Genomic DNA, 22,033 nt, shown 5'->3' on the forward strand with positions numbered 1-22,033 from the left:
ACGGCTCCGCGACCGAGCCCTGTATCAAAGGAAGTTTGGCCGTGCGTGTACTTCCCGCACTGTTGTGCCTGTTGTCCGTGACGTTGTCACTCACGGTTGGGTGTGGGCACCGAGAATCCGGCGCCGGTAATCTCGCCACCGAGGACACCGCGGGCCCGACCAGCTACCCACTCACGATCGAGAACTGCGGTGTGGCTGTCACTTTCGACCGACCGCCGCAGCGGGCGGTGTCGTTGTACCAGTCGTCCACCGAGATCCTTCTGGCGCTCGGGCTGGCCGATCGGATGGTCGGTACCTCGACCTGGTTTGATCCGGTGCTGCCCGAATTCGCGGCAGACAACGCCACCGTGGCCCGGCTGGCGGACAACGACCCTGGACTGGAGACGGTGCTCGCCGTCGAGCCGGACCTGGTGACCTCGGCCAGCGCGCACACCTTCACGCCCGCGGTGGTCGCCGAGCGCAGCAGATTTGCCCAGCTGGGCATCCCGACCTATCAGTCGCCGTCGGTGTGCACCGGGGCGAAAGTCGACGGTGAGACCGTCAGCCGGACCGAACCGCTGGCGCTGGACACGCTGTTTCGGGAAATCACCGAGCTGGCCCAGATCTTCGATGTGCAGGAGCGCGGCCGGGACCTGGTTGCCCAACTGACCCGGCGGCTGGACGGGCCGCCGTCGATCACAGCGACGGACACCACGGTCGCATTCTGGTTCTCGGGGTTGCGGACGCCGTATGTGGCCGGATGCTGCTCGGCGCCCGGTCTGTACGCCACCGAACTCGGAGTCACCAATGTCTTCGCCGATGCCCGCGAGGACTGGCCGGAGGTCAGCTGGGAGTCGCTCGCCGATCGCGACCCCGACGTGCTGGTGCTGGCCGACCTCAACCGCAGACGCATCGACGGTGACTCCCTGGATGCGAAAGTGAAGTTCCTGGAATCAAATCCGGTGACCAAGAACATGACCGCGGTGCGCGACAAACGCTATGTCGTACTCACCGGGTCCGAACTCGACCCAGGAATCCGGGAAATCGACGCCTTGGAGAAGCTGGCCGCCGGTTTCAGGGCGTTCGGCCTGGCCCAATGAACACGGCGGCCCGGCTGATCGCGGGTCCGGTGAGTGTGGTTGTGCTGGCCGGGTGCGCCCAGCCCGGCGCGGCCCCGGCGCCCGATGCCGCGCCCGGATATCCACTGACGGTGCAGAATTGCGGCACGCAGGTGGTGATCGATGCACCGCCGCGGCGGGCGGTCTCGTTGAACCAGGGCTCGACCGAGATCCTGCTCTCGTTGGGCCTGGCGGACCGTATGGTGGGCACCGCGACATGGACAGACCCGGTTCGGCCCGACCTGGCAGCCGACAACGCCCGGGTGCCGCGACTTGCCGTGAACAAACCGTCGCTGGAGACGGTGCTCGACACCGAACCCGATTTCGTGACGGCGTCTTTCGGTGGCACCCTGGGTCCCGGCGGTGTGGCCGACCGAGACCAGTTCGCCGAGCTGGGCGTGCCGACCTATCTGGCACCGAGCGACTGCGAAGGCAAGACCTCGGTCAACGGTGACGGCGCGCGCAGCATGCCGTTCACCATGGAGGCGGTCTTCACCGAAATCCGGGATCTGGCAACGATCTTCGGAGTCGCTGAACGCGGCGATCGGCTCATCGCCGCGCTGCGCCTGCGGATGGCCGAGGCAGCCGGCACAAACTCCGGCGTCGACATGGCGTTCTGGTTCTCCGATGTCCGGGCCCCTTATTTCGCCGGCTGCTGCGGAGCGCCCGGGGTGATCGCCGGGACGGCCGGGGCGCACAACGTGTTCGCCGACACCACCGACGAATGGCCGCAGGTGAGTTGGGAGAGTGTCGCCGAGCGCGACCCTGACGTGCTGGTACTGGCGGATCTGAGTCGCCGCACGATCGACGGTGACGCGCTGGACACCAAAATCCAATTCCTCGAATCGAATCCGCTCACCCGAGGGCTGACCGCCGTCCGGCAACGGCGCTACATCGTGGTGAACGGGGCTGATCTCAACCCGTCGATCCGCACCGTGGACGGCGCCGAGAAGGTGGCGAAGGGCCTGGCCGAGTTCGGGTTCGGCTCACCGCGGTGAGGATGCGCCCCGGATGCCTCGGCGTGTTGTGGATCGCCGGGCTCGCCCTGCTGGTGGTTTCGGCCGCGGTGGCCATCACCGTCGGGCCGGCCGCCCTGTCGGTGGGTGACGTCTACCGCATCGTCGGCGACCGTGTGGGCGCCGGCCCGTCGGGAGTGACGCGACTGCAGGAGAGCATCGTGTGGCAGCTGCGCTTGCCGAGAGTCGTCCTTGCGGCGATCTGCGGCGCCGGGCTGGCACTGTGCGGGGCGATACTGCAGTCGCTGCTGCGCAATCCGCTGGCCGACCCGTTCGTGCTGGGGGTGTCCTCCGGCGCCTCGACGGGTGCGGTGCTCGTCGCGGTGATCGGCATCGGCGCGGGCACGGTGACGCTGTCCGGCGGAGCCTTCGTCGGGGCGGTGCTGTCGTTCGCCGTGGTGTTGTTCCTCGCCTACGCGGCCGGTGGCGGGACCGACCGGGTGGTGCTGGCCGGAGTGGCAGGCACACAGCTGTTCTCGGCGCTGACGTCCTTCATCGTGTTGTCCTCGGCCGACGCCGAGCAGACCAGGGGAGTGCTGTTCTGGCTGCTCGGTTCGCTGGCCGGGGTGTCCTGGTCTGACGTGCTCGCCTGTGCGGTCGTCGTCGGTGTCGGGCTTGTCGTGTGTCTGTGCTTGGCGCGCACCCTCGACGCCTTCTCGTTCGGGCAGGATGTGGCCGCGACGCTGGGCGTTTCGGTGACCCGGGTACGCACGGCTCTGCTCGTGATCACCGCATTGGTGACCGCGGCGCTGGTCAGTGCGGCCGGCGCGATCGGGTTCGTCGGACTCGTGCTGCCGCACGCAGCGCGGTTCGTCGTCGGCCCCGGCCATCGGCGCCTGCTTCCGACGGCGGCGATCCTCGGCGCGGTCTTCATGGTCTGGGTGGACACCCTGGCCCGGACGGTCTTCGCGCCGCAGGAGTTGCCCACCGGGGTGGTCACCGCCCTGCTCGGCGTCCCCGCGTTCGCGTTGATCTTGCTGCGGCGCAGAAGGGTTGATCGATGACCCTGCGGGCGGTCGAGGTGTGCTGGACCCGTGCGGGGCGGGCTGTGCTCGACGGTGTCACGGTGGACCCGGCTCCGGGAAGCACCCTCGGTTTGTTGGGCCCCAATGGCTCCGGCAAGTCTTCGCTGTTGCGGCTGTTGGCCGGCATCGACCGGCCGGATTCCGGGACTGTGCAACTCGACGGCCGAGAGCTGCACACGATGTCGCGGCGTGCGGTGGCACGGCGGGTGGCAGTGGTCGGGCAGCACGCGGACACCGACCTCGACATCGCGGTGCGCGACGTGGTTCGGCTGGGGCGGATCCCACATGGGTCGGTGTTCGGCAGCGGCGACGACACCTCCGCGGTCGCCGCGGCCCTGGCAGCCACCGGTCTGGCCGGAATGGCAGACCGGCTGTGGCACACCCTCTCGGGCGGGGAGCGCCAGCGGGTACAGATCGCCAGGGCCCTGGCCCAGGAACCCAGCGAGTTGCTGCTGGACGAGCCGACCAACCATCTGGACATCGGCCATCAACTGGAGATCCTGGCGCTGATCCGCACGCTCGACGTCACCAGCGTGGTGGCCCTGCACGACCTCAATCTCGCGGCGATGTTCTGCGATCACGTGGTGATGTTGTCGGCGGGGACCGTGGTGGCCACCGGCAGCCCGGCCGAGGTGCTGACCGAAGACCTGGTGGCTCACGTGTACGGGGTTCAGTGCCGGGTCACGGTCGATGACGCGGGACCGTACGTCCGGTTCGCCCGCGGGGCGCGGTCGTCGGGTCAGCTCCAGGAGTACTGAGCGCGCAGCCGTACCGCGACCGCTTCGAACCGGCCGCGGTCCAGGATCGCGCCCTCGCGCCGGATGCCCTCTTCGGGGACGTCGAGCACCCGGTCCAGCCGAACCCAGCTGGGCCTGCCGTCGTAATCCCAGGTGCCGGTGCCGATGGCGATCCAGTCCGGATCATCGCGGTGGTAGTCCTGGCTGGACAGCATCAACCCGAGCAGGGTGCGCTGATCGCGGCCCACCACCAGGACCGGCCGGTCCTTGCCCTGGGTCGGATCGTCCTCGTAGACCACCCAGGTCCAGACGATCTCGCCGGGATCGGCCTGCCCGTCCAGGTCGGGGGCGTAGACGACTTTGCGGGCCCGGTGAGCGGTGGGCACGCTGTTCCTCGATACCGGGCGTCCGGCGGTGATCGCCTGCGGCGGCGGGGCGGTCGCACCGGCGAGCACACCCAGACCCAGCTTGAGGCCCTGCTGAAGGCCCTGTTGGAGGCCTTGCTGCACTGTCCGCGGGACGTTGTCCGTGGTCTGTAGCTGGCGCACGAACTTCGGTGCCTCGTTGAACACGAGGTTCTCGGCGCCGTCCACTACGCCCTTGAGAACCTGTTGGAACGCCTTCCACTGCGACGCCATGGTGTCGAGCATAAGCGAGTGAACCCTTGGCGATTGTGTCGCGACGGTGGTTGCTCGATACCCTTAGGGAGCACAGCACGTGCTGGACACCCACGCTCACCAGGAGATTCCCATCAGCAGCTTCGCCGACAAGACGTTCACTGCGCCGGCGCAGATCAGGAACTTCTGCATCATCGCCCACATCGATCACGGCAAATCGACGCTGGCGGACCGGATGCTGCAGCTCACCGGCGTCGTCGACGACCGGTCGATGCGTGCGCAATACCTGGACCGGATGGACATCGAGCGTGAGCGCGGCATCACCATCAAGGCGCAGAACGTGCGGTTGCCCTGGAAGGTCACCGGTGATGACGGCTCGGAAGAGAACTATGTCCTGCACCTGATCGACACCCCGGGCCACGTCGACTTCACCTACGAGGTGTCCCGCGCCCTGGAGGCGTGCGAGGGTGCGGTGTTGTTGGTCGACGCGGCCCAGGGCATCGAGGCGCAGACGCTGGCCAACCTGTACCTGGCACTCGACCGGGACCTCACGATCATCCCGGTACTCAACAAGATCGACCTGCCTGCCGCGGACCCGGAGCGTTACGCCGGGGAACTTGCGCACATCATCGGGTGCGAGCCGTCGGACGTGCTGCGGGTGTCCGGTAAGACGGGCGAGGGCGTGGCCGAACTGCTCGACGAGGTGGTGCGGCAGGTTCCGGCGCCCACCGGTGACGCCGACGCTCCCGCTCGGGCGATGATCTTCGACTCGGTCTATGACATCTACCGCGGTGTGGTCACCTATGTCCGCGTCGTCGACGGCAAGATCACCCCGCGCGAACGCATCGCGATGATGTCCACCGGCGCTACCCACGAACTGCTCGAGGTCGGCATCGTCTCGCCCGAACCCAAGGCCAGTGACGGTCTGGGTGTCGGCGAGGTGGGTTACCTCATCACCGGTGTGAAGGATGTCCGGCAGTCCAAGGTCGGCGACACTGTCACGACGGCGCGCAAGGGTGCGACCGAGGCCCTGACCGGTTATCGCGAACCGAAGCCGATGGTCTACTCGGGCCTCTACCCGGTCGACGGCTCGGACTACCCCGACCTGCGTGAGGCCTTGGACAAGCTGCAGCTCAACGACGCGGCCCTGACCTACGAGCCCGAGACGTCGGTGGCGCTGGGGTTCGGGTTCCGCTGCGGGTTCCTCGGGCTGCTGCACATGGAGATCACGCGCGAGCGGTTGGAACGCGAGTTCAACCTCGATCTCATCTCCACCTCGCCGAACGTCGTGTACCGGGTGATCAAGGACGACGGATCCGAGATCGTCGTGACCAACCCGTCGGACTGGCCCGAGGGCAAGGTCCGCGACGTTTACGAGCCCGTGGTCAAGACCACCGTGATCGCGCCCAGTGAGTTCATCGGCACCATCATGGAGCTGTGCCAGTCGCGGCGCGGTGAGCTCGGCGGCATGGACTACCTGTCGCCCGAGCGCGTCGAGCTGCGCTACACCATGCCGCTCGGCGAGATCATCTTCGACTTCTTCGACTCGCTGAAGTCCCGCACCCGCGGCTACGCCAGCCTCGACTACGAAGAGGCCGGCGAGCAGATGGCCGATCTGGTCAAGGTCGACATCCTGCTGCAGGGCGAGGCCGTGGACGCGTTCAGCGCCATCGTGCACAAGGATTCGGCGTCGGCCTACGGCAACAAGATGACCACCAAGCTCAAAGAGCTCATCCCTCGCCAGCAGTTCGAGGTGCCGGTGCAGGCCGCGATCGGATCGAGAATCATTGCCCGCGAGAACATCCGTGCGATCCGCAAGGATGTCCTGTCCAAGTGCTACGGCGGTGACATCACCCGTAAGCGCAAGCTGCTGGAGAAGCAGAAAGAGGGCAAGAAGCGCATGAAGACCATCGGTCGCGTGGAGGTCCCTCAGGAGGCGTTCGTCGCGGCGCTGTCCACCGACGCGGCCTCGGACAAGCCCAAGAAGTAGGTCGCGCTGCCGGCGGAACGCACCGGGGGATTGCTTCGCGCTGAGTGCAACCCTCGGCTCCTGCGGCCCACGGTCGTAGCGTCGCCGGGGTGTCCAGAGAGCTGCATCTGCTGGCCTTCGGCAATACCCGGTCTACCGGGCCGTGGCGGCATCCCGACATCGACAACAGCACCGCAGGGGTACGACGGCGGCTGATCGGCTATGCGCAGACCGCCGAGGCAGGCACCTTCGACGCGTTGTTCTTCGCCGACGGCCTGAACTACGGCCCTCCTGCGACCTGGCCGTACAAGGTCACCGAGGACTTCGAACCGCTCACCGCGACGGCTGCGCTGTCCTCGGTCACCGAGCGGATCGGGCTGGTGGTTACCGGATCGGCCACCTTGGCCCATCCGTACCACCTTGCCCGCCAGCTGCTTTCGTTGGACCACCTCAGCGGTGGCCGCGCCGGCTGGAACCTGGTGACCAGCTTCGCGCAGGCAGCCGCCGACAACTTCAGCGCCCGCGGTGTGGTGGCACATGACGAGCGCTACCGCATCGCCGAGGAGGCACTTGCGGTGGTCCGCAAGCTGTGGGACGGCTGGGGTGAGGACACAATCGTCGAAGACCGTGCCGCAGGAATATTCAATGACACCAACAGAATTCAGCTGGCCGATCACCACGGGCTCTACTTCGACGTGGCGGGCCCGCTGGGTGCGGCCCGGTCGGTGCAGGGGCAACCGGTGATCTTCCAGGCCGGATCATCGGAAACCGGGCGAGGTTTCGCGGCTCGCCACGCCGAGGTGATCTTCACCAGTCACGGCAACCGGGCGCGTGCGCAGGAGTTCTACACCCAGATCCACCAGGAGTCACGGCGGGCCGGCCGGGCCAGGCCACCGCTGATCACTCCATCGCTGCGGTACCTCATCGGGTCCACCGAAGACGAGGCCCGCCGCGCGCAGCAGCAGGAATACGAGTACTTCAGCCCGCAGTACCAGGCCGGTTGGCTGCTCGAGGTCGACGTCGACGTCACGGGTGCGGACCTCGACGGCCCGGTTCCGGAGTCGGCGTTCCCGGCGCATACCGAGACCCACCAGACCGCGTTGGCCGGCTACCGGCTGCTGGCCACCGACGGAAATCCGACGGTGCGAGAGTTCCTGTACCGCACCGTCAACGGGTGGGGTGCGGCGGTGGTGGGCACTCCCGAGCAGATCGCCGACGAGATCGGACAGTGGTTCACCACCGGTGCCGCCGACGGGTTCGTGCTCCGGGATTCCGGGTTACCGGGTCAGCACGAGCTATTCGTCGAGCAGGTGGTGCCGGTGTTGCGCAAGCGCGGGCTGTTCCGCCACGAATACGCCGGGACCACCCTGCGATCCCATCTCGGGCTCGACGTGCCGCAGCGGCAGCGGTCATGACCGAACCGTATGTGCTGTCGGCGTTCACCATGTCGACGGTGTCGCACGGCAACTTCGGGTTGTGGCGTCACCCGCGGGACCGCACCGCCGACTACACCGATGTCCGGTACTGGGTAGACCTGGCGAAGCTGCTCGATGACGGCGGATTCGACGTGTTGTTCATCGCCGATGCCGTCGGGCAACTCGACGTGTTCGGCGGCGACGCCAGTGCCGCGCTGGCGCGGGCGGTGCAGACCCCGGTGACCGATCCGCTGCTGGCGGTGTCGGCGATGGCCGCGGCGACCCGGCGTCTGGGGTTCGGCATCACGGTGTCCACGACTTACGAGAGCCCATATCTGCTGGCCCGCAAGTTCAGCACGCTGGATCATCTCACCGGCGGTCGGATCGGCTGGAACATCGTGACCTCGCTGCTCGACAGCGCGGCGCGCAACATCATCGGCCGTGACCGGCAGATCCCGCACGACGAGCGCTACGCGATGGCCCAGGAATTCGTGGAAGTGACCTACAAGCTCTGGGAAGGTTCGTGGGAGCCCGGGGCAGTGCTGCGCGACGCGAAGCGCGGGGTGTACACCGACCCGGCGAAGGTGCACGACATCGGCCACCATGGGCGGTATTTCACCGTGCCCGGGGCACACCTGGTCGAGCCTTCGCCGCAACGCACGCCGGTGCTCTTCCAAGCCGGCACCTCGCCGGCCGGGCGGGAGTTCGCCTCCCGCAATGCGGAACTGGTGTTCGTCAGTGATCCGCGGCCCGAGGTGCTGCGCAGTCACATCGAGGACATCCGGCGCCGGGCGGCCGGGCACGGCCGCGACCCGCAATCGCTGAAGTTCATCACCTCGGTCGAGATCGTGACGGACAGTACCGATTCGGCGGCTCAGGCCAAGGCGCGCGAGCTTGCCGACTTTCACGATCTGGAAGGCGGGCTGGTGCTGTTGTCGGCACTGTCCGGCGTGGACTGGTCGACCTACGGCGTCGATCGCCCGATCGGGCAGTTCGACACCGACGCCAGCCGGTCCATCCTGGCCGCGGTCACCGACTCGGGTGCGCGTGAGCGCTTGACGCTGCGGGATTACGTTGGGGGACTGGGCGGATTCGGGGGCGAGTTGTTCGTCGGGTCGGCCACCACCGTCGCCGATGCCTTGGACGCGTATGCCGACCGGACCGGCGTGGACGGGTTCAACATCGCCTATCACGTCACGCCCGGCAGCTTCGTCGACATTGCCACCCACCTCATCCCCGAGCTGCGCCGGCGCGGTCGTGCCCGCGAACTCGGCGATCCGACGACCTTGCGGCAGAAACTGTTCGGCGGCGACGACGGGTTTCTTCCCGAAGGACATCCAGGCGCCGGATTCCGCAGGAATGCCCTTCATTCGCAATAGAATCCCGCCGATTCCATAGCTGACGACGCGAATCCGATTGCGGCAGTGTGACACACATACCGACATGTCAACCACCCGTACCGGCTCACGGACGGGAGGCGTCGCGGTCAGAAAGGGACATTGCCGTGACTACTACAGACGATCCGAAGGCACACCCGACGGCAGGCGCCGCCGGCCGCACGCTCATCTCGGCGGAGTCGACCGGGCTGGAATCGGGCGCCCTGGGCCCGTGGGGCGTGTTCGCCCAGGGCCTGGCGGCCGCCGCACCCAGCGTGGCCCTGGCGGTGGTGCCGTTCTCGTTGTTCGTGGCGGCGGGCAAGGGTGCGGCGTGGGCGGCGGTGATCGGTCTGTCCATCGTGGTGCTGGTGGCCATCACGATCAGTTTCCAGGCCAAGCGCACGGTGTCTTCCGGATCGCTGGGCACCTACACGGGTAACGGTCTGGGCCCGGGTTTCGCCTTCGCCGCCGGGTTCAGCCTGCTGTTCGGATACATCGGTTTCGCCACCACCGGCACCCTTGGCGGGGTGCTCTACCTCGATGCATTCTTGGAGTCGATAGGCCTTGGATCGCAAGCGGTCTGGTTCCGGCTGCTCCTGGTGGTCGTGGTGGTCGGCGTCGCGGTCTACCTTCCGTACCGCGGGGTTTCGCTGGCCGCCAAATACGAACTCGCCTTCGAATTGCTGGCCATCGCGTCGATCTTGGTGATCATCGTGGCCTCCTACATCGGCTACGGATTCCGCATCGACTGGGAGCAGTGGAACCCCCAGCACCTCGGCTCCAGCGCGACGTTCATCGCGGCGGTCACCGCCGTCGGCTCCTACGCCGGGTTCGAGAGTGTGGCCTCGCTCGGGGCCGAGGCCAAGGACGCCCACCGAAACATCGCCAGATCCCTTCTGCGCGTGGTGATCCTGATTGGCGCACTGTACATCTTCGCGACCTACCCGCAGATCCTGCACTTCGGTGAGATCGACGGGGACAAGGCGGTGCTTCCGCAGCTGGCCACCAGTGTCGGCGTGGAGTGGGTCAACCAGATCGTCAGTGGCGCCGTCGCGATCGCGTTCATCGTGTTCGTCACGGCGGTCACCACCGCGGCGGCGCGGTCGCTGTTCACGTTCGCCCACGAAGGCGCACTGCCACAGGTGTTCACCAAGGTGCACCCGACCTACAAGACGCCATGGGCCGGTGTGGTGTTCGTCGGGATCCTGGCCCTGGCGTTCTCGACGACGGCCACGTTCAGCTCTGCGGGCCGGCTGGTGTTCGATGTCTACGGCGGTTACGTGGCCAATTGGGGCTTCCTGGTGAGCTATCTGCTGGTGGTCATCGCCACGCCGATCTGGTTGCGCAAGATCGGTGCGCTGACGCCGAAGCGGCTCGCGGTAGCGGTCGCGGCCACCGTCGGCCTGGGCTACGTGATCGTCAGCAACTTCTACCCGGTGCCCGAGTTCCCGTTCAACATCCTGCCTTTCGTGTTCGGCGCCATCCTGCTGGCTGGGCTGTCCTGGTACTGGTACCTCAAACGGACCCGGCCCGAGGTGGCGGCCCGGATCGGCACCATCCAGAGCGTCTCGCCCGAGGAACAGCAGCGGTGGATCGATGCGGGCGTGACGCCGTGACGCTGATCCACGACACCGTGTCTGCGCCATCGGATGCGACCGGCTGGACGGTCGCCGAGGTAACCTCACGACACCACCCGCTGATCGCGGACTTCCTGGCCACCACACCGGGACTGGGCGGTCGCAAGTTCGCCGCCGATTCCCGCGATGTCGCAGAACAACTCGGTGGCGTGTATCCCGGCTCGGCGGTCGTTCTCCTCGATGAGGATGGTGCGGTGGCCGGATACGCCGCCCTGCACCGACCGGACGGTGGCGAACCGGAGGTGTTGGGGAACTACGTGTTCGGTCCCCGAGCCCCGGTCGATGCGGTGCGGGCGATCGTCGGCGACAGTGTCGAGCAGTTCGGCCGGGTAGCGGTGCCCGGCGCCTACCTTCGGGTGTTCATCGGGGCCGACCAGGCGGTCGCGATCGACGCGCTGACCGCCCGTGGAGCGCGGCAAGAACGCCGATTCGCCAGCACCCGAAAGACCTTGCACGACGAGGATCCCGTCGTTCTGGCAGCCGCCCGGATCGACTCGATCACGATCCTGTCCTGGCCGCAGGTCGTGGCGGAAGGTCTCACCGAGCAGGTCCGGCAGGTGCAGTTCGACACCTTCCGTGAGCACTTCGGGAACATGTCGAAAAACCCGCAGCGCTGGGAACACCATCTGGCCAGCCGGGCGTTCACCCCGGATTTCAGTCTGGCCGCCGTGGATGACGAGGGGGTGGTGGTCGGTTACGTGCTCGGTTCGACCTATACCTCGGGAACCGGTACGGACGAGATCCGCAGCGCGCATACCGACTACATCGGTGTGCGTGCGGACCGCCGCAAGTCCGGTACCGCGGAACTCTTGCTGCGGAAGGTCTGGCTGGCGGCGCTGCGGCGGGGTTTCACCCATGCCTCGTTGGGCACCGACATCGCCAACGCCAGTAATGCCCATCTGCTGTATGCCCGGCTGGGCTACCGCACGGTCCGCGACGAGTACGCGTACCGGATCGACGCCGAAGGAGATTCTTGAATGTCCACGGAAACCACGTATCTCAAGCGCCCCACCGGGTATGACGCCGAGCTGCGCTCGGTGTTCGGGCCGATCTTCGAGCAGATCGCCGAGGGGAATCGGCAGCGCGAGGCCGACCGGGTGTTTCCGCACGAGCAGGTGCGCTGGCTGAACGACGCCGGGTTCGGGACTCTGCGGATCTCGGCAGAACAAGGTGGTTTCGGCGCGTCGCTGGAGCAGACCTTCCTGCTGCTGGCCGACCTGGGGGAGGCCGACGCGAACGTCGCGCACATCTGGCGCAACCACTTGGCATTCGTCGAGGACCGGCTCAATGCCCCGGTGTCAGAGGACAACACCGCCTGGATCAAGCGGTTTCTGGCCGGCGAGTTCGTCGGGGGCGGTTGGACCGAGGCCAACAATCTGACCTTGGCGAAGCTGGCCACGACGGTCACCGAAGGCGACGGGCACTGGCTGGTGTCCGGTGCGAAATTCTACGCAACCGGCAGTCTTTACGCCGACTGGCTCGATGTTCTCGGCCGCGGTGCGGACGGCGAGTTGTGGACTGCGCTGGTGCGGGCCGACGACCCCGGCGTCACCCTCACCGACGACTGGCGTGGATTCGGCCAGCGCACGACGGGCAGCGGCTCGGCCCGCTACGACAAGGCCCGGGCCGAGCGGGGCAACGTGTTCCCGGCCACCGAGCGGTTCACCTACCAGGCGCACTTCTATCAGATCGCCATGCTGGCGGTGCTGACCGGAATCATCAGGGCTGCACAGCGTGACGGCTCCGCCGCGTTGTCGGCCAGGCAGCGCAACTACCCGCAGGGGCTGGCCGAGGTTCCGGCCGCCGATCCGCAGCTGCTGCAGGTGATCGGTGAGGTGTCGGCGGAGGCGTTCGGTGCGACGGCAGCACTGGGGCACAGCGCGCGCAGCCTGGACCGGATCGTGGCAGGGCGCCTGGCGGGCAGCGACGGCAATGCTCGACAGTTGCTCGTCGACGCCGAGGTGGCCGTCACCCAGGCCCAGTTGGTGATCGTGGCCGCGGCGCTGCGGGCGACCACACGGGTGTTCGACGCCCTCGGTGCCTCCGGGGTCTCCGAAGAGCTTGGCCTGGACCGGCATTGGCGCAACGCCCGGACGCTGGCCTCACACAACCCAGTGGTCTACAAGGCGCGCATCCTCGGCGACTGGTTCATCAACGGCAAGGATCCGGTGGCCGACCTGGTGTCGCGAGGGCGTGGCGGACAGGGCAACTGAGCCGGGTCAGACGACCCGCAGCACGGCCTTGCCCGCGACCTTGCGGCCCAGCAACGCCTGTGCGGCAGCGGCGGTGTTCTCCCACGAGTCCCGCAAGCCGATCTGCGGATCGAGTTCGCCGTCGGCCAGCAAGGTCAGCAGGTAGTGGAGATCATCCTGGAACGGTGCCCGGACGGTGAACGGCTCCAACCGCTTCCGGTTGCCGCTGCGCCTCTCCTCCTCGAAGTTGATCGTGGTGGGCTCGTTGGAGGCCATCCCGATCGACTGCACCGAGCCACCGTCGGACACCAGGCTGAAGGCCTGGGACAGGAGTTTTCCACCGACGTTGTCGAGCACGCCGAACACCGGTTCGGTCACCGCGTCGAGCCCCACCACCACTTCGGCCGCACCTAGTTCCTCCAGGCCTTCACCGCGCGGGGCGCTGCCGACGGCGGCCACCACATGGGCGCCCGCCCGGGCGGCCAGCTGCACGGCGAATCGTCCGACACCGCCGGACGCGCCGGTGATCAGAACCCGGCGGCCGACGACCGGACCGAGCGCCCTCAACGCCTGCAATGCGGTCACGCCGGCGACCGGCAGCGCGGCGGCCTCGTCGAATTCGACGAACTCGGGGAGCTCGGCCAGATTGTCGGTGGATACCACCCGTCGTTCGGCCCAGCCGGCCTCCCCGCTGAACCCGACCACCCGGGCACCGACCGGCGGTCCGGAGCCATCGGCTGCGGCCCGCGCGACGACGCCGGCACTGTCCCAGCCGGGTACTTCGCCGGGACGGCGCATCTGGTCGATGAAGTGCAGTTCCCCGAAGTTCAGCGCGATCGCATGGACATCGATGAGGGCCTGCGATTCAGTGACCAAGGGCTCGGCCACCTGGTCGAACCGGAGATTGGCCGGAGCGTGCGGGTCGTAGACGAGGGCTCGCATGAACGGGCTAACCCCGAAGGGTGTTCCGCTATTCCCTCCCATAGGGTGGCGCAGGTGAGCGAGAAGGACCGCCTCCGCTGGGACGCGGCCTATACCGACCGGGACCCGGACGCGGGACCGGCGCTGCCGCAGGTGTTCGCCGGCCACGCCGGCTTGTTTCCGATGAGCGGTTCGGCCCTCGACGTCGCCTGCGGCACAGGTCGGGCCGCGCTGTGGCTGGCCCGGCGCGGACTACGCGTACAGGGTCTCGACGTATCCGCCGTGGCGATCACCCAGGCGAGGGAGTCGGCTGTCCGCCATGGGGTGGCAGAGCGCTGCCGTTTCGACGTCGCCGATCTCGACGAGGGTCTCCCGGACGGATCACCTGTCGATGTGGTGCTGTGCCATCGCTTCCGCGATCCCGGGCTCTACCCGGCCCTGGCTGCCCGGCTGCGACCGGGCGGCCTGCTGGCGATATGTGTGCTGAGCGAGGTGGGCGCGGACCCCGGCCGATTCCGCGCCACCGCGGGTGAAGTCGAAGCGGCCTTCACCGGTCTGGAGACGCTCGCCGCCGGCGAGGGTGACGGCCAGGCTTGGCTGGTGGCCAGGGCCCCGGCTACTGGGCGGCGTTGACCGGAACCCTCCGGGCCTGTGCGAGCAGTTCGCCCCAGGCGTTGAACGCCTCGGCGTATTCGGCCGATGTCCCCGAGATCCCACCGGCAAGGTCGACCAAAGCCCTTGCGATGCTGCCGATTCCGATACCGGTGCGCTGCACCACCCGCACCAGCTCGGCGAAGGCCTGATCCGGCGCGCATCCGCGCAGGGCGACCAGAACACCGATCGCCACGTCGATCTTGATGCGTGAAGTGTCGTCTGCACGGAGGCGGTTGTAGCTCATGTACCGATGGTGCTCGCCGGGCATCGCTGGATCCAGAGATCGGCGCACCGTGATTTCTCCTGGCGAACAGATGTGAAAGCGCCCTAAACCAGTTGGCTTAGGGCGCTTTCACGTCTGCGCGCGCAGTTAGGATGAGCCCTCGGCGATCCGGCGCACCGCGTCGATGAACACGTCGATCTCCTCGAAGGTGTTGTAGAACGCGAACGACGGCCGCACCGTGGCTTCCAAGCCCAGGCGGCGCAGAATCGGCTGGGCGCAATGATGCCCGGCCCGCACCGCGATGCCCTCGGCGTTGAGTGCCTTGCCCACCTCCAGCGGTTCATGCCCGGCCAGCACGAAGGACAGCACGCTGGCCTTCTCGTCGGCGGTGCCGACCAGTCGCACGCCCGGGATGGCGGCCAGTCGCGGGGTGGCGTACTCCAGCAAGGCGTGCTCGTAGGCCGCGATGCGTTCGATGCCGACCCGCTCCACGTACCGCAGTGCCTCACCGAGTCCGACCGCGTCGGCGATGTTGCCGGTGCCGGCCTCGTACTTGTTCGGAGGGCCCTGATACAACGACCGGTCCAGGGTGACATCGGCGATCATGTTGCCGCCGCCCTGCCATGGCGGGGTTTCGGCGAGCACGTCCTCTCGGCCGTACAGGGCACCGATTCCGGTGGGGCCGTAGATCTTGTGGCCGGAGAACACGAAGAAGTCGGCTCCGAGTTCGGTCACATTGATCGGGATGTGCGGAATGGACTGGGCCCCGTCGATGAGCACTCTGGCGCCGTAGCGGTGCCCGAGTTCGACGATGGTCTTGACCGGGGTCACCGTGCCCAATGCGTTGGACACCTGCGTGGCGGCAACGAGTTTCGTCCGGGGCCCGAGCAGATCCTCGAACTCACCGAGCAACAGGTTGCCCGCATCGTCCACCGGCGCCACCTTCAGCACCGCGCCGGTCTGCTGTGAGATGAGCTGCCAAGGAACGATGTTGGCGTGGTGCTCGAGGTGGGTGATGACGATCTCGTCGCCCGGGCCCAGATGCTTGCCGCCCCACGCGTACGCCACCAGATTGATCGCCTCGGTGGTGCCGCGGACGAAGATGATCTCCTCGGCCTTCGCCGCGCCGATGAAGCGCCGCACCGATTCCCGCGCGTCCTCATAGGCATCGGTCGCGCGGGCCGCCAGTTCGTGCGCGGCCCGGTGGATGTTGGAGTTTTCATGTGCGTAGAAGTACGACAGCCGGTCGATGACCGACTGGGGCTTCTGGGTGGTGGCCGCATTGTCGAACCAAATCAGCGGCTTGCCGTTGACGGTCTCGCGCAGGATCGGGAAATCTGCTCGGATCGCATTGACGTCGAAGATCTCGTGGTCGTCGCGCAGCGCCGGAACCGGCTCGGCTGCAATAGGTTCGATCGGAGTCTGCAGGAAGTAGTAGCTTCCCGCATCCTCGGATGGTGCGGGCGACCCCGACCAGCCCAGATCCGGGACCGCGGGGACCGCGCCCGGCCAGGTCGGAGCGGAGCCGCGGGGTGCCGGCGGTGCCGACGGGGGAGCGCTTGCCAGCACGCCGGGCACCGTCGGGACCAGGCCCGTGGGGACGGCGAACGCCTCCAGCCCACCGATGGGCGCGATGGGACTGGCCGCACTGCCGCGTTCCTGGGGCGAGCGAAGCGACGGGGAGAACCTGGGCGCAACCGGGACCACGCCCGGAATGCCCTCCGGCTCAGGTGTGCTCGGTGCCGGCACGAAGACCTCGGGCACCGACACGAATTCGGTCGGAGTGACCGGATGTGCCAGGCCGGCCGCAGTGGCGCCCGCCGACGCCGCCGAGGTGACATCCGGTGCCACCCCGCGCGGGGCGACCTGCGTGGCCGACGGCGGGCTGTCGGGCCCGGGCCGGATGCTGGTCGCGTACAGCTGGGTGGCCAGGGCGGCCAGTTCGGCCGCGCTGACCGGAAGATCGCTTTCGGCGTCTAGCGAGCGAAACTCACTTGTACTCATGGAAGTGGTCCACTCCGACGTCCTCGAGGACCGCCAGTGCATCGTCGGTGAGCACGGCCAGCGACGAATACAGGGTCACCAGATAGGACGCGATCGCCGACCGGTTGATGCCGGTGAACCGCACCGACAGTCCGGGAGCCTGCTCGCCGACCAGCCCCGGCTGGAACAGGCCGACGACGCCCTGGCGCTCCTCACCGGTGCGCACCAGGATGAACTTGGTCTTGCCGTCGGTGACGGGGACCTTGTCCGAGGGCACGATCGGGATGCCGCGCCAGGTGATGAACTGGGCGCCGAACAGGCTGACGACTGGTGGCGGCACACCGCGGCGGGTGGCCTCGCGGCCGAACGCCGCCACGCCGAGCGGATTGGTCAGGAAGAATGCCGGGGTCTTCCATACCTTGGTGATCAGCGAATCCAGGTCATCGGGGGTCGGTGTGCCGCGCAGGGTCTGGATGGTCTGCTCCGGGGTTACCTGCGACAGCAACCCGTACTCGGGGTTGTTGACCAGCTCGAACTCCTGGCGCTCCTTGATCGTCTCGATGGTCAGCCGCAGCTGCTGGGCGACCTGATCGTGCGGGCTGGAGTACAGGTCCGATACCCGGGTGTGCACGTCGAGCAGTGTCGAGATCGAGCGCAGCGTGTATTCGCGCGGACTGGTCTCGTAGTCCACGTAGGTCTCGGGCAGCGGCTCTTCGGTACCCGCGCCCTCCTCCGAATGGATCGCCACCTGATCGGGGTTGACCACCCGGTTCACCCGGTAGATACCCGCCTCGACCGGCACCCAGCTCAGCAAGTGCAGCAGGTACCGCGGCGTGATGGTGGACAGCTGGGGAACGGTCTTGGTGGCATTCGCCAGCTGGCGGGCGGCGAGATCGCCGAGTGCCTGTGATTCGTTCTGCGCGGACGTCAAGGGGTCCTACCTCCAACCGGTCAATGTGGGTGTGGGCGGCAACGATACGGCCGAATCCTGTCCACGACAGTGTTTAGCGCGGCGACGATTCAAACTTGTCACCACCGTGTGAACTGGGCATTGCTGTCCACTTGCCGTATGGTGGGCCCCATGCAACACGTCGAATCGCTGCGCGTCGCCATCGTGCGCTGCCTCGACGTGCGTTGTTGTTGTTGATTTTCTGACGCCCCGTTCTGCGTCGTCCGCCCGCCTTCTCGCGGTGCGTTGATGCGCGCGTATCCGGCCTTCAAGAAAGTCAACCCGTCATGTCTGTTCTGTCTGTTGCTGATTCCCGAGCCGAACTCCCGGTGGATTCCCAGGGGGCGTCCGGCCCGGTCTCCGTGCGCACCCGGATCCGCCCCCGCCGGACTGACCCGGCACCGATGACGCGCTACCGCGGTGGCACCTATTCGCACACCGTGGACACCGTGGTGTTCACCGACGGCACCTCGGCGCGCACCGATCTGATCAGGCTGAATCCCAACGTCGAGGCCTACTCGCTGGACTTCGCGGGCATCGCGCCCACCCGGCCGTCGCGGTATGAGGCCGCCACCTGGTCGGCGGTGCGCAACCTGCGTGCCCGGTCCTATGAGGCCGAGGTGGACTGGATCGTCCGCAACTCGTTTCCCACCCTCGGGACAGCTGAACTGAGCCGCCGAGTGCGGGCCGCCGGGGTACCGCTGGGGCCGGCCAACTTGGCCGAACACGAGGCGATTGCGGCCACTCAGGCGGCCATCTGGCAGTTCACCAACGGACTGGCGCTGGACAACCGGCCGCGCAACGAACCGGCGAGGGCCTACCCGGATGCCGACAGCATCGTGTTCGACTTCGACAGGGCTCCCCAGTTGGGCGGCTACACAGTCGAATTGGAGTCGACCGCTGCGGTGTCGCTGTTGCTGCAGAAGTCGCACGATGCCGTGCGGTGGGAGGACGTGGCGGCCTCGGGACTCAATGTCGCTGCGGGCCGTGGCACACATCGCAGGACGCTCGGGGTCGGCAGTACCGTGTCGTCGGCCCGGCCGGGCCGAGGACTGCAGGGCTACCGGTACTACCGACTGGTCGTCCTGTCCGACCGTGACGCGCTGGTTCGGTTCACCGATATCCGGTTCTGGCTCAACGGATCTGGTGCGTATGCCAACTCCGACCGGGTGGTGCACCTGTACAACTACCTGACCGCCGGGGCCCGGGCGGCCCGGCGCGCCACGACGCGGCCCGCGTTGTCGGCCGACGACGCGGTGGTCGCGGACGGGTTGATCGGGCCATTCCGGTTGCGGGCCACCGACAGCGCGGGGCTCGCGGTGTCGCACGGGGCCGTCGTCGATCGCGCCGGCCGGGAACTCAGCGGGCCGGTGCAGCCCGGCGACGAGTTCTTTCTGCGGACGTCCCCGGGCGTCGATCAGCTCACGCTCACCGTGCGGGTCCCCGCCAACCCGGACGGGTTCGGCGGCCGCGTGGTCACCGGAATCGCCCAGGATGGCACGAGCGGACTCACCCCGGTGGTACTGGTGACCCCGGGCCAGCTGGAGGTCGAGTTCGACCTCCGGTTCGACGCCGCTTCGACGGACACGCTGACCCGCATCGCCTAGCGGCTACATCGTCAGAACGTAGGCCTGCGGCCTACATCGGCGCGTTGGCGGGCTGGAAGACCCCGGAACTGTCGGACTCCTCCTCGGCACGGATGACGTGCACCACGGCGTTGATCAGGGCGAGGTGGGTGAACGCCTGCGGGAAGTTGCCCAGGTGGCGGCCCGTGCGCGGCTCGATCTCCTCGGCGTACAGATGCAGCGGGCTGGCGAACGACAGCAACCGCTCCAACAGATGCTTGGCGCGGCTCACCTCGCCGATCTCGACGAGCGCCGACACCAGCCAGAACGAGCAGATGGTGAAGGTGCCCTCTTCGCCGGACAGGCCGTCATCGGTCTCTTCGACCCGGTAGCGCAGCACCAGGCCGTCCTCGGTGAGCTCGTCGGCGATCGCCAGGACAGTGGCCCGCACCCTCGGGTCATCCGATGGCAGGAACCGCGTCAACACCGCCAGCAGCAGCGACGCGTCCAGCGCGTCGTCGCCGTAACGCTGGGTCAGCACGCCGCGGGAATCGACTCCGCGAGCCAGGATGTCGGCCTTGATCTCCTCGGCCGTCGCGCGCCACTGCTGCGCGTAGCTCTTCTCACCCTGAAGTTCGGCCAGTTTCGAACCGCGGTCCAGCGCCACCCAGCACATGATCTTGCTTGAGGTGAAGTGCTGCGGTTCGCCGCGCACCTCCCAGATGCCCCGGTCGGGCTCCTTCCAGTGCTTGATGGCTTCCTCGACCTGGTTCTTCAGCACCGGCCACAGCGCCTCGGGAATCTGCTCGCGCGACTTGGCGTGCAGGTACACCGAATCGAGCATGGTGCCCCAGATGTCGTGCTGCATCTGGTTGTAGGCGCCGTTGCCGATGCGCACGGGCCGGGCGTTGTCGTAACCCGAGAGGTGGTGCAGTTCCTCCTCCACGAGGCTGCGCTCGCCGCCGACTCCGTACATCACCTGCAGCGGGTGCCGTTCGCCGTTGTTGGCGCCGGAGACATCGGCGATGAACGAGAAGAAATCGTCGGCCTCCCGGTCCAGGCCGAGGGTGTACAAACCCCACAGCGCGAAGGTGGAATCCCGGATCCATGAATAGCGGTAGTCCCAGTTACGTTCGCCGTGAGGGGTTTCCGGCAGCGACGTGGTGGGCGCGGCCAGCAGGGCGCCCGTCGGCGAGTAGGTCAGGCCCTTGAGCGTCAACGCACTGCGCTGCAGGTACGACCGCCACGGGTGGTCGGGGAAGTCGCCGATGTTGATCCACTGCCGCCATGACTCGCTGGTCTTCCACATCTTCTCGGCGGCCTCTTCGTACGTCTGAGGGGCCGGGTGCTTGGACCAGCTGAGCGCGACGAACACGTTGTCGCCCTCGGTGAGCCGGGTGCGGGCGCGGGCCTCACGGCCCTCGATGCCGATCCGCAGATTGGTGGTGAGGCGCAGCGTGGGGTGCGAGTCCGGGTTGCGGCTCGCTCGGGCGATGGCCTCGCCGTAGGCCGGTCCGGAGTACTCCCATGACGCGCTGACCCGGTGGTAGTCGAACGCCGGCTCGCAGTTCATCACCAGTTCGACGGTGCCGCTGACGCAGCGCACCGTGCGCAGCAGGATGTGCTCGGCATCCCAGTCCATCGGGGTGCGCCGGTGGGTGCGCGAACGGGTGTCGATGTCGTGCCACGGGCCCATCACCAGCGCGTCGCGCACGATCAGCCAGCCCGTGTGGGTCTGCCAGGTGGTCTCCAGGATGAGGCTGCCCGGCAGGTAGCGCCGCGCCGCCGGAACGGTCACCCCGTAGGGGCCGAGCCGGAAATGGCCCGCGCTGCGGTCCAGGATCGCGCCGAACACGCTGGGGGAGTCGGGCCGGGGGACACACAGCCACTCCACCGAACCGGCCGAGGAGATCAGGCAGGTGTTCTCACAGTCGGACAGGAAGCCGTAGTCGGCGATCGGCGGGAACGGGTTCCGCAGTGCCCCGCCCGACGAGTACGGCACCGGCGCGGTCACCGTCAACGGTGCCTCGGGCGCCTTGGGAGTGTCCGATGTCTTGTCGAGTGCCGCGACGACATCCGTGGGCTCGGTGTGTTGCAGAACCATCCGCACATCATCGTGCGTGGATACAGGTGCCGTCTACCCAAGACACGCGTGTCGAATGTTACGGACGGGACGGGACTAATCACGGGCCGACGTGACGATCGCCTACGCTTGCCCCATGGCGGCAATCCTGAACTGGTGGGACGGCGTCGAACTGTGGCTGACCGGGTTGCCGTTCGTCGTGCAGACCGCTGTCGTGATGCCCGTGGTTCTGGCGCTGGCTTATGGCAGTGCACTGGTGCTCGACGGCGCGCTGGGCTGGGGAATCACCGGTTTGCACCGCCTGCGCCACGCCCCGGCAGACGAGGTGGAATCCGAGTGAACGGTATGCCACGCTCACGTGTCACTTTGATCTTGATTCTGCTGGTCGTCCTGGTCATCGTGATGTGGTTGCTGACCCGCTAGCCGGGTCACTGATCGCTCGGCGGGCACGACGCCGGAATTCTGTTATTCTTCGCGCCATGCATTCAGCGTCCGGCAAGACCGAGAGCCATGTCTTGGCTCTCATTGCCGTGGGTTCATGCGCTGTTGCTGACGTCGCCTGTTGTCGCTGACT

Annotated in this window: 20 protein-coding genes; 14 read left to right on the plus strand and 6 right to left on the minus strand. The window is 67.5% G+C overall.

Going from position 1 to position 22,033, the window contains the following annotated elements; genetic code table 11:
- Positions 1 to 41 precede the first annotated feature (41 nt).
- Genes ACNQR1_RS14975 through ACNQR1_RS14990 form a run of 4 tightly spaced genes read left to right on the plus strand, consistent with a single transcriptional unit; the run spans position 42 to position 3,896 of the window.
- Entirely contained in the window at positions 42 to 1,079 is a 1,038-nt protein-coding gene (locus ACNQR1_RS14975; RefSeq protein ID WP_418046997.1) for an ABC transporter substrate-binding protein, read from the plus strand.
- Positions 1,076 to 2,095 carry an ABC transporter substrate-binding protein gene (locus ACNQR1_RS14980; protein WP_418046998.1) on the plus strand — a complete coding sequence of 340 codons (1,020 nt, stop codon included), beginning with the start codon at positions 1,076 to 1,078 and terminating at the stop codon, positions 2,093 to 2,095. Before ACNQR1_RS14975 ends, ACNQR1_RS14980 begins: the two co-directional genes overlap by 4 nt.
- A 2-nt stretch (positions 2,096 to 2,097) precedes the next feature.
- Complete coding sequence (locus tag ACNQR1_RS14985) at positions 2,098 to 3,117, plus strand: FecCD family ABC transporter permease (protein WP_418050375.1); 1,020 nt, start codon at positions 2,098 to 2,100, stop codon at positions 3,115 to 3,117.
- Positions 3,114 to 3,896, plus strand: coding sequence for an ABC transporter ATP-binding protein (locus tag ACNQR1_RS14990; protein WP_418046999.1), 783 nt, complete (start codon positions 3,114 to 3,116; stop codon positions 3,894 to 3,896). The genes ACNQR1_RS14985 and ACNQR1_RS14990 overlap by 4 nt, the downstream gene beginning before the upstream one ends.
- Here the strand turns inward: ACNQR1_RS14990 and ACNQR1_RS14995 are convergent.
- Positions 3,878 to 4,513 (minus strand): type II toxin-antitoxin system PemK/MazF family toxin, encoded by a 636-nt coding sequence (locus ACNQR1_RS14995; protein WP_418047000.1) that lies wholly within the window; start codon positions 4,511 to 4,513, stop codon positions 3,878 to 3,880. The genes ACNQR1_RS14990 and ACNQR1_RS14995 overlap by 19 nt on opposite strands.
- Positions 4,514 to 4,592: 79 nt before the next feature.
- Between ACNQR1_RS14995 and lepA the strand changes: the two genes are divergently transcribed.
- The 6 genes from lepA to ACNQR1_RS15025 all read left to right on the plus strand — a co-directional run bounded on the left by lepA (position 4,593) and on the right by ACNQR1_RS15025 (position 13,102).
- The gene (gene lepA, locus ACNQR1_RS15000; RefSeq protein ID WP_418047001.1) at positions 4,593 to 6,482 is read left to right on the plus strand and encodes a translation elongation factor 4; all 1,890 of its coding nucleotides are present in this window, start codon (positions 4,593 to 4,595) and stop codon (positions 6,480 to 6,482) included.
- Between the two features lie 89 nt (positions 6,483 to 6,571).
- Entirely contained in the window at positions 6,572 to 7,876 is a 1,305-nt protein-coding gene (locus ACNQR1_RS15005) for an NtaA/DmoA family FMN-dependent monooxygenase (RefSeq protein ID WP_418047002.1), read from the plus strand.
- Positions 7,873 to 9,255, plus strand: coding sequence for an LLM class flavin-dependent oxidoreductase (locus ACNQR1_RS15010; RefSeq protein ID WP_418047003.1), 1,383 nt, complete (start codon positions 7,873 to 7,875; stop codon positions 9,253 to 9,255). Before ACNQR1_RS15005 ends, ACNQR1_RS15010 begins: the two co-directional genes overlap by 4 nt.
- Positions 9,256 to 9,380: 125 nt before the next feature.
- Positions 9,381 to 10,868: an APC family permease gene (locus ACNQR1_RS15015; RefSeq protein ID WP_418047004.1), complete on the plus strand. Its 1,488-nt coding sequence runs from the start codon at positions 9,381 to 9,383 to the stop codon at positions 10,866 to 10,868.
- Entirely contained in the window at positions 10,865 to 11,866 is a 1,002-nt protein-coding gene (locus tag ACNQR1_RS15020) for a GNAT family N-acetyltransferase (protein ID WP_418047005.1), read from the plus strand. Before ACNQR1_RS15015 ends, ACNQR1_RS15020 begins: the two co-directional genes overlap by 4 nt.
- Positions 11,867 to 13,102, plus strand: a complete 1,236-nt coding sequence (locus tag ACNQR1_RS15025; RefSeq protein ID WP_418047006.1) for an acyl-CoA dehydrogenase family protein — start codon at positions 11,867 to 11,869, stop codon at positions 13,100 to 13,102. It abuts the gene before it with no gap.
- A 6-nt stretch (positions 13,103 to 13,108) separates the two neighbouring features.
- Here ACNQR1_RS15025 and ACNQR1_RS15030 read toward each other — a convergent pair whose 3' ends face one another.
- Complete coding sequence (locus tag ACNQR1_RS15030; RefSeq protein WP_418047007.1) at positions 13,109 to 14,023, minus strand: zinc-binding dehydrogenase; 915 nt, start codon at positions 14,021 to 14,023, stop codon at positions 13,109 to 13,111.
- Positions 14,024 to 14,077: 54 nt separating this feature from the next.
- On the opposite strand from ACNQR1_RS15030, the gene ACNQR1_RS15035 reads away from it, so the two are divergent.
- Positions 14,078 to 14,635 (plus strand): class I SAM-dependent methyltransferase, encoded by a 558-nt coding sequence (locus ACNQR1_RS15035; protein WP_418047008.1) that lies wholly within the window; start codon positions 14,078 to 14,080, stop codon positions 14,633 to 14,635.
- On the opposite strand, the gene ACNQR1_RS15040 is transcribed toward ACNQR1_RS15035, so the two are convergent.
- The 3 genes from ACNQR1_RS15040 to ACNQR1_RS15050 all read right to left on the minus strand — a co-directional run bounded on the left by ACNQR1_RS15040 (position 14,619) and on the right by ACNQR1_RS15050 (position 17,793).
- Positions 14,619 to 14,900: an ANTAR domain-containing protein gene (locus ACNQR1_RS15040; protein ID WP_418047009.1), complete on the minus strand. Its 282-nt coding sequence runs from the start codon at positions 14,898 to 14,900 to the stop codon at positions 14,619 to 14,621. The two genes, ACNQR1_RS15035 and ACNQR1_RS15040, sit on opposite strands and share 17 nt — an antisense overlap.
- 126 nt (positions 14,901 to 15,026) lie before the next feature.
- The gene (locus ACNQR1_RS15045; protein ID WP_418047010.1) at positions 15,027 to 16,883 is read right to left on the minus strand and encodes a family 2A encapsulin nanocompartment cargo protein cysteine desulfurase; all 1,857 of its coding nucleotides are present in this window, start codon (positions 16,881 to 16,883) and stop codon (positions 15,027 to 15,029) included.
- Entirely contained in the window at positions 16,870 to 17,793 is a 924-nt protein-coding gene (locus ACNQR1_RS15050) for a family 2A encapsulin nanocompartment shell protein (protein ID WP_418047011.1), read from the minus strand. Before ACNQR1_RS15050 ends, ACNQR1_RS15045 begins: the two co-directional genes overlap by 14 nt.
- A 305-nt stretch (positions 17,794 to 18,098) precedes the next feature.
- On the opposite strand from ACNQR1_RS15050, the gene ACNQR1_RS15055 reads away from it, so the two are divergent.
- Complete coding sequence (locus tag ACNQR1_RS15055) at positions 18,099 to 19,418, plus strand: thioester domain-containing protein (RefSeq protein ID WP_418047012.1); 1,320 nt, start codon at positions 18,099 to 18,101, stop codon at positions 19,416 to 19,418.
- A 31-nt stretch (positions 19,419 to 19,449) separates the two neighbouring features.
- On the opposite strand, the gene ACNQR1_RS15060 is transcribed toward ACNQR1_RS15055, so the two are convergent.
- A complete protein-coding gene (locus ACNQR1_RS15060; protein ID WP_044523013.1) occupies positions 19,450 to 21,480 on the minus strand; it encodes a glycoside hydrolase family 15 protein in 2,031 nt (676 codons plus the stop codon).
- Positions 21,481 to 21,595: 115 nt separating this feature from the next.
- Here ACNQR1_RS15060 and ACNQR1_RS15065 point away from each other — a divergent pair, with 115 nt between their 5' ends.
- Together ACNQR1_RS15065 and ACNQR1_RS15070 are read left to right on the plus strand one after the other, a co-directional pair.
- The gene (locus tag ACNQR1_RS15065; protein WP_090431635.1) at positions 21,596 to 21,799 is read left to right on the plus strand and encodes a hypothetical protein; all 204 of its coding nucleotides are present in this window, start codon (positions 21,596 to 21,598) and stop codon (positions 21,797 to 21,799) included.
- A 139-nt stretch (positions 21,800 to 21,938) separates the two neighbouring features.
- Complete coding sequence (locus ACNQR1_RS15070) at positions 21,939 to 22,031, plus strand: Ms4533A family Cys-rich leader peptide (protein WP_350222992.1); 93 nt, start codon at positions 21,939 to 21,941, stop codon at positions 22,029 to 22,031.
- The last annotated feature ends 2 nt before the right edge of the window (positions 22,032 to 22,033 follow it).

Source organism: Mycobacterium sp. 48b, from assembly GCF_048282725.1.
GTDB lineage: Bacteria > Actinomycetota > Actinomycetes > Mycobacteriales > Mycobacteriaceae > Mycobacterium.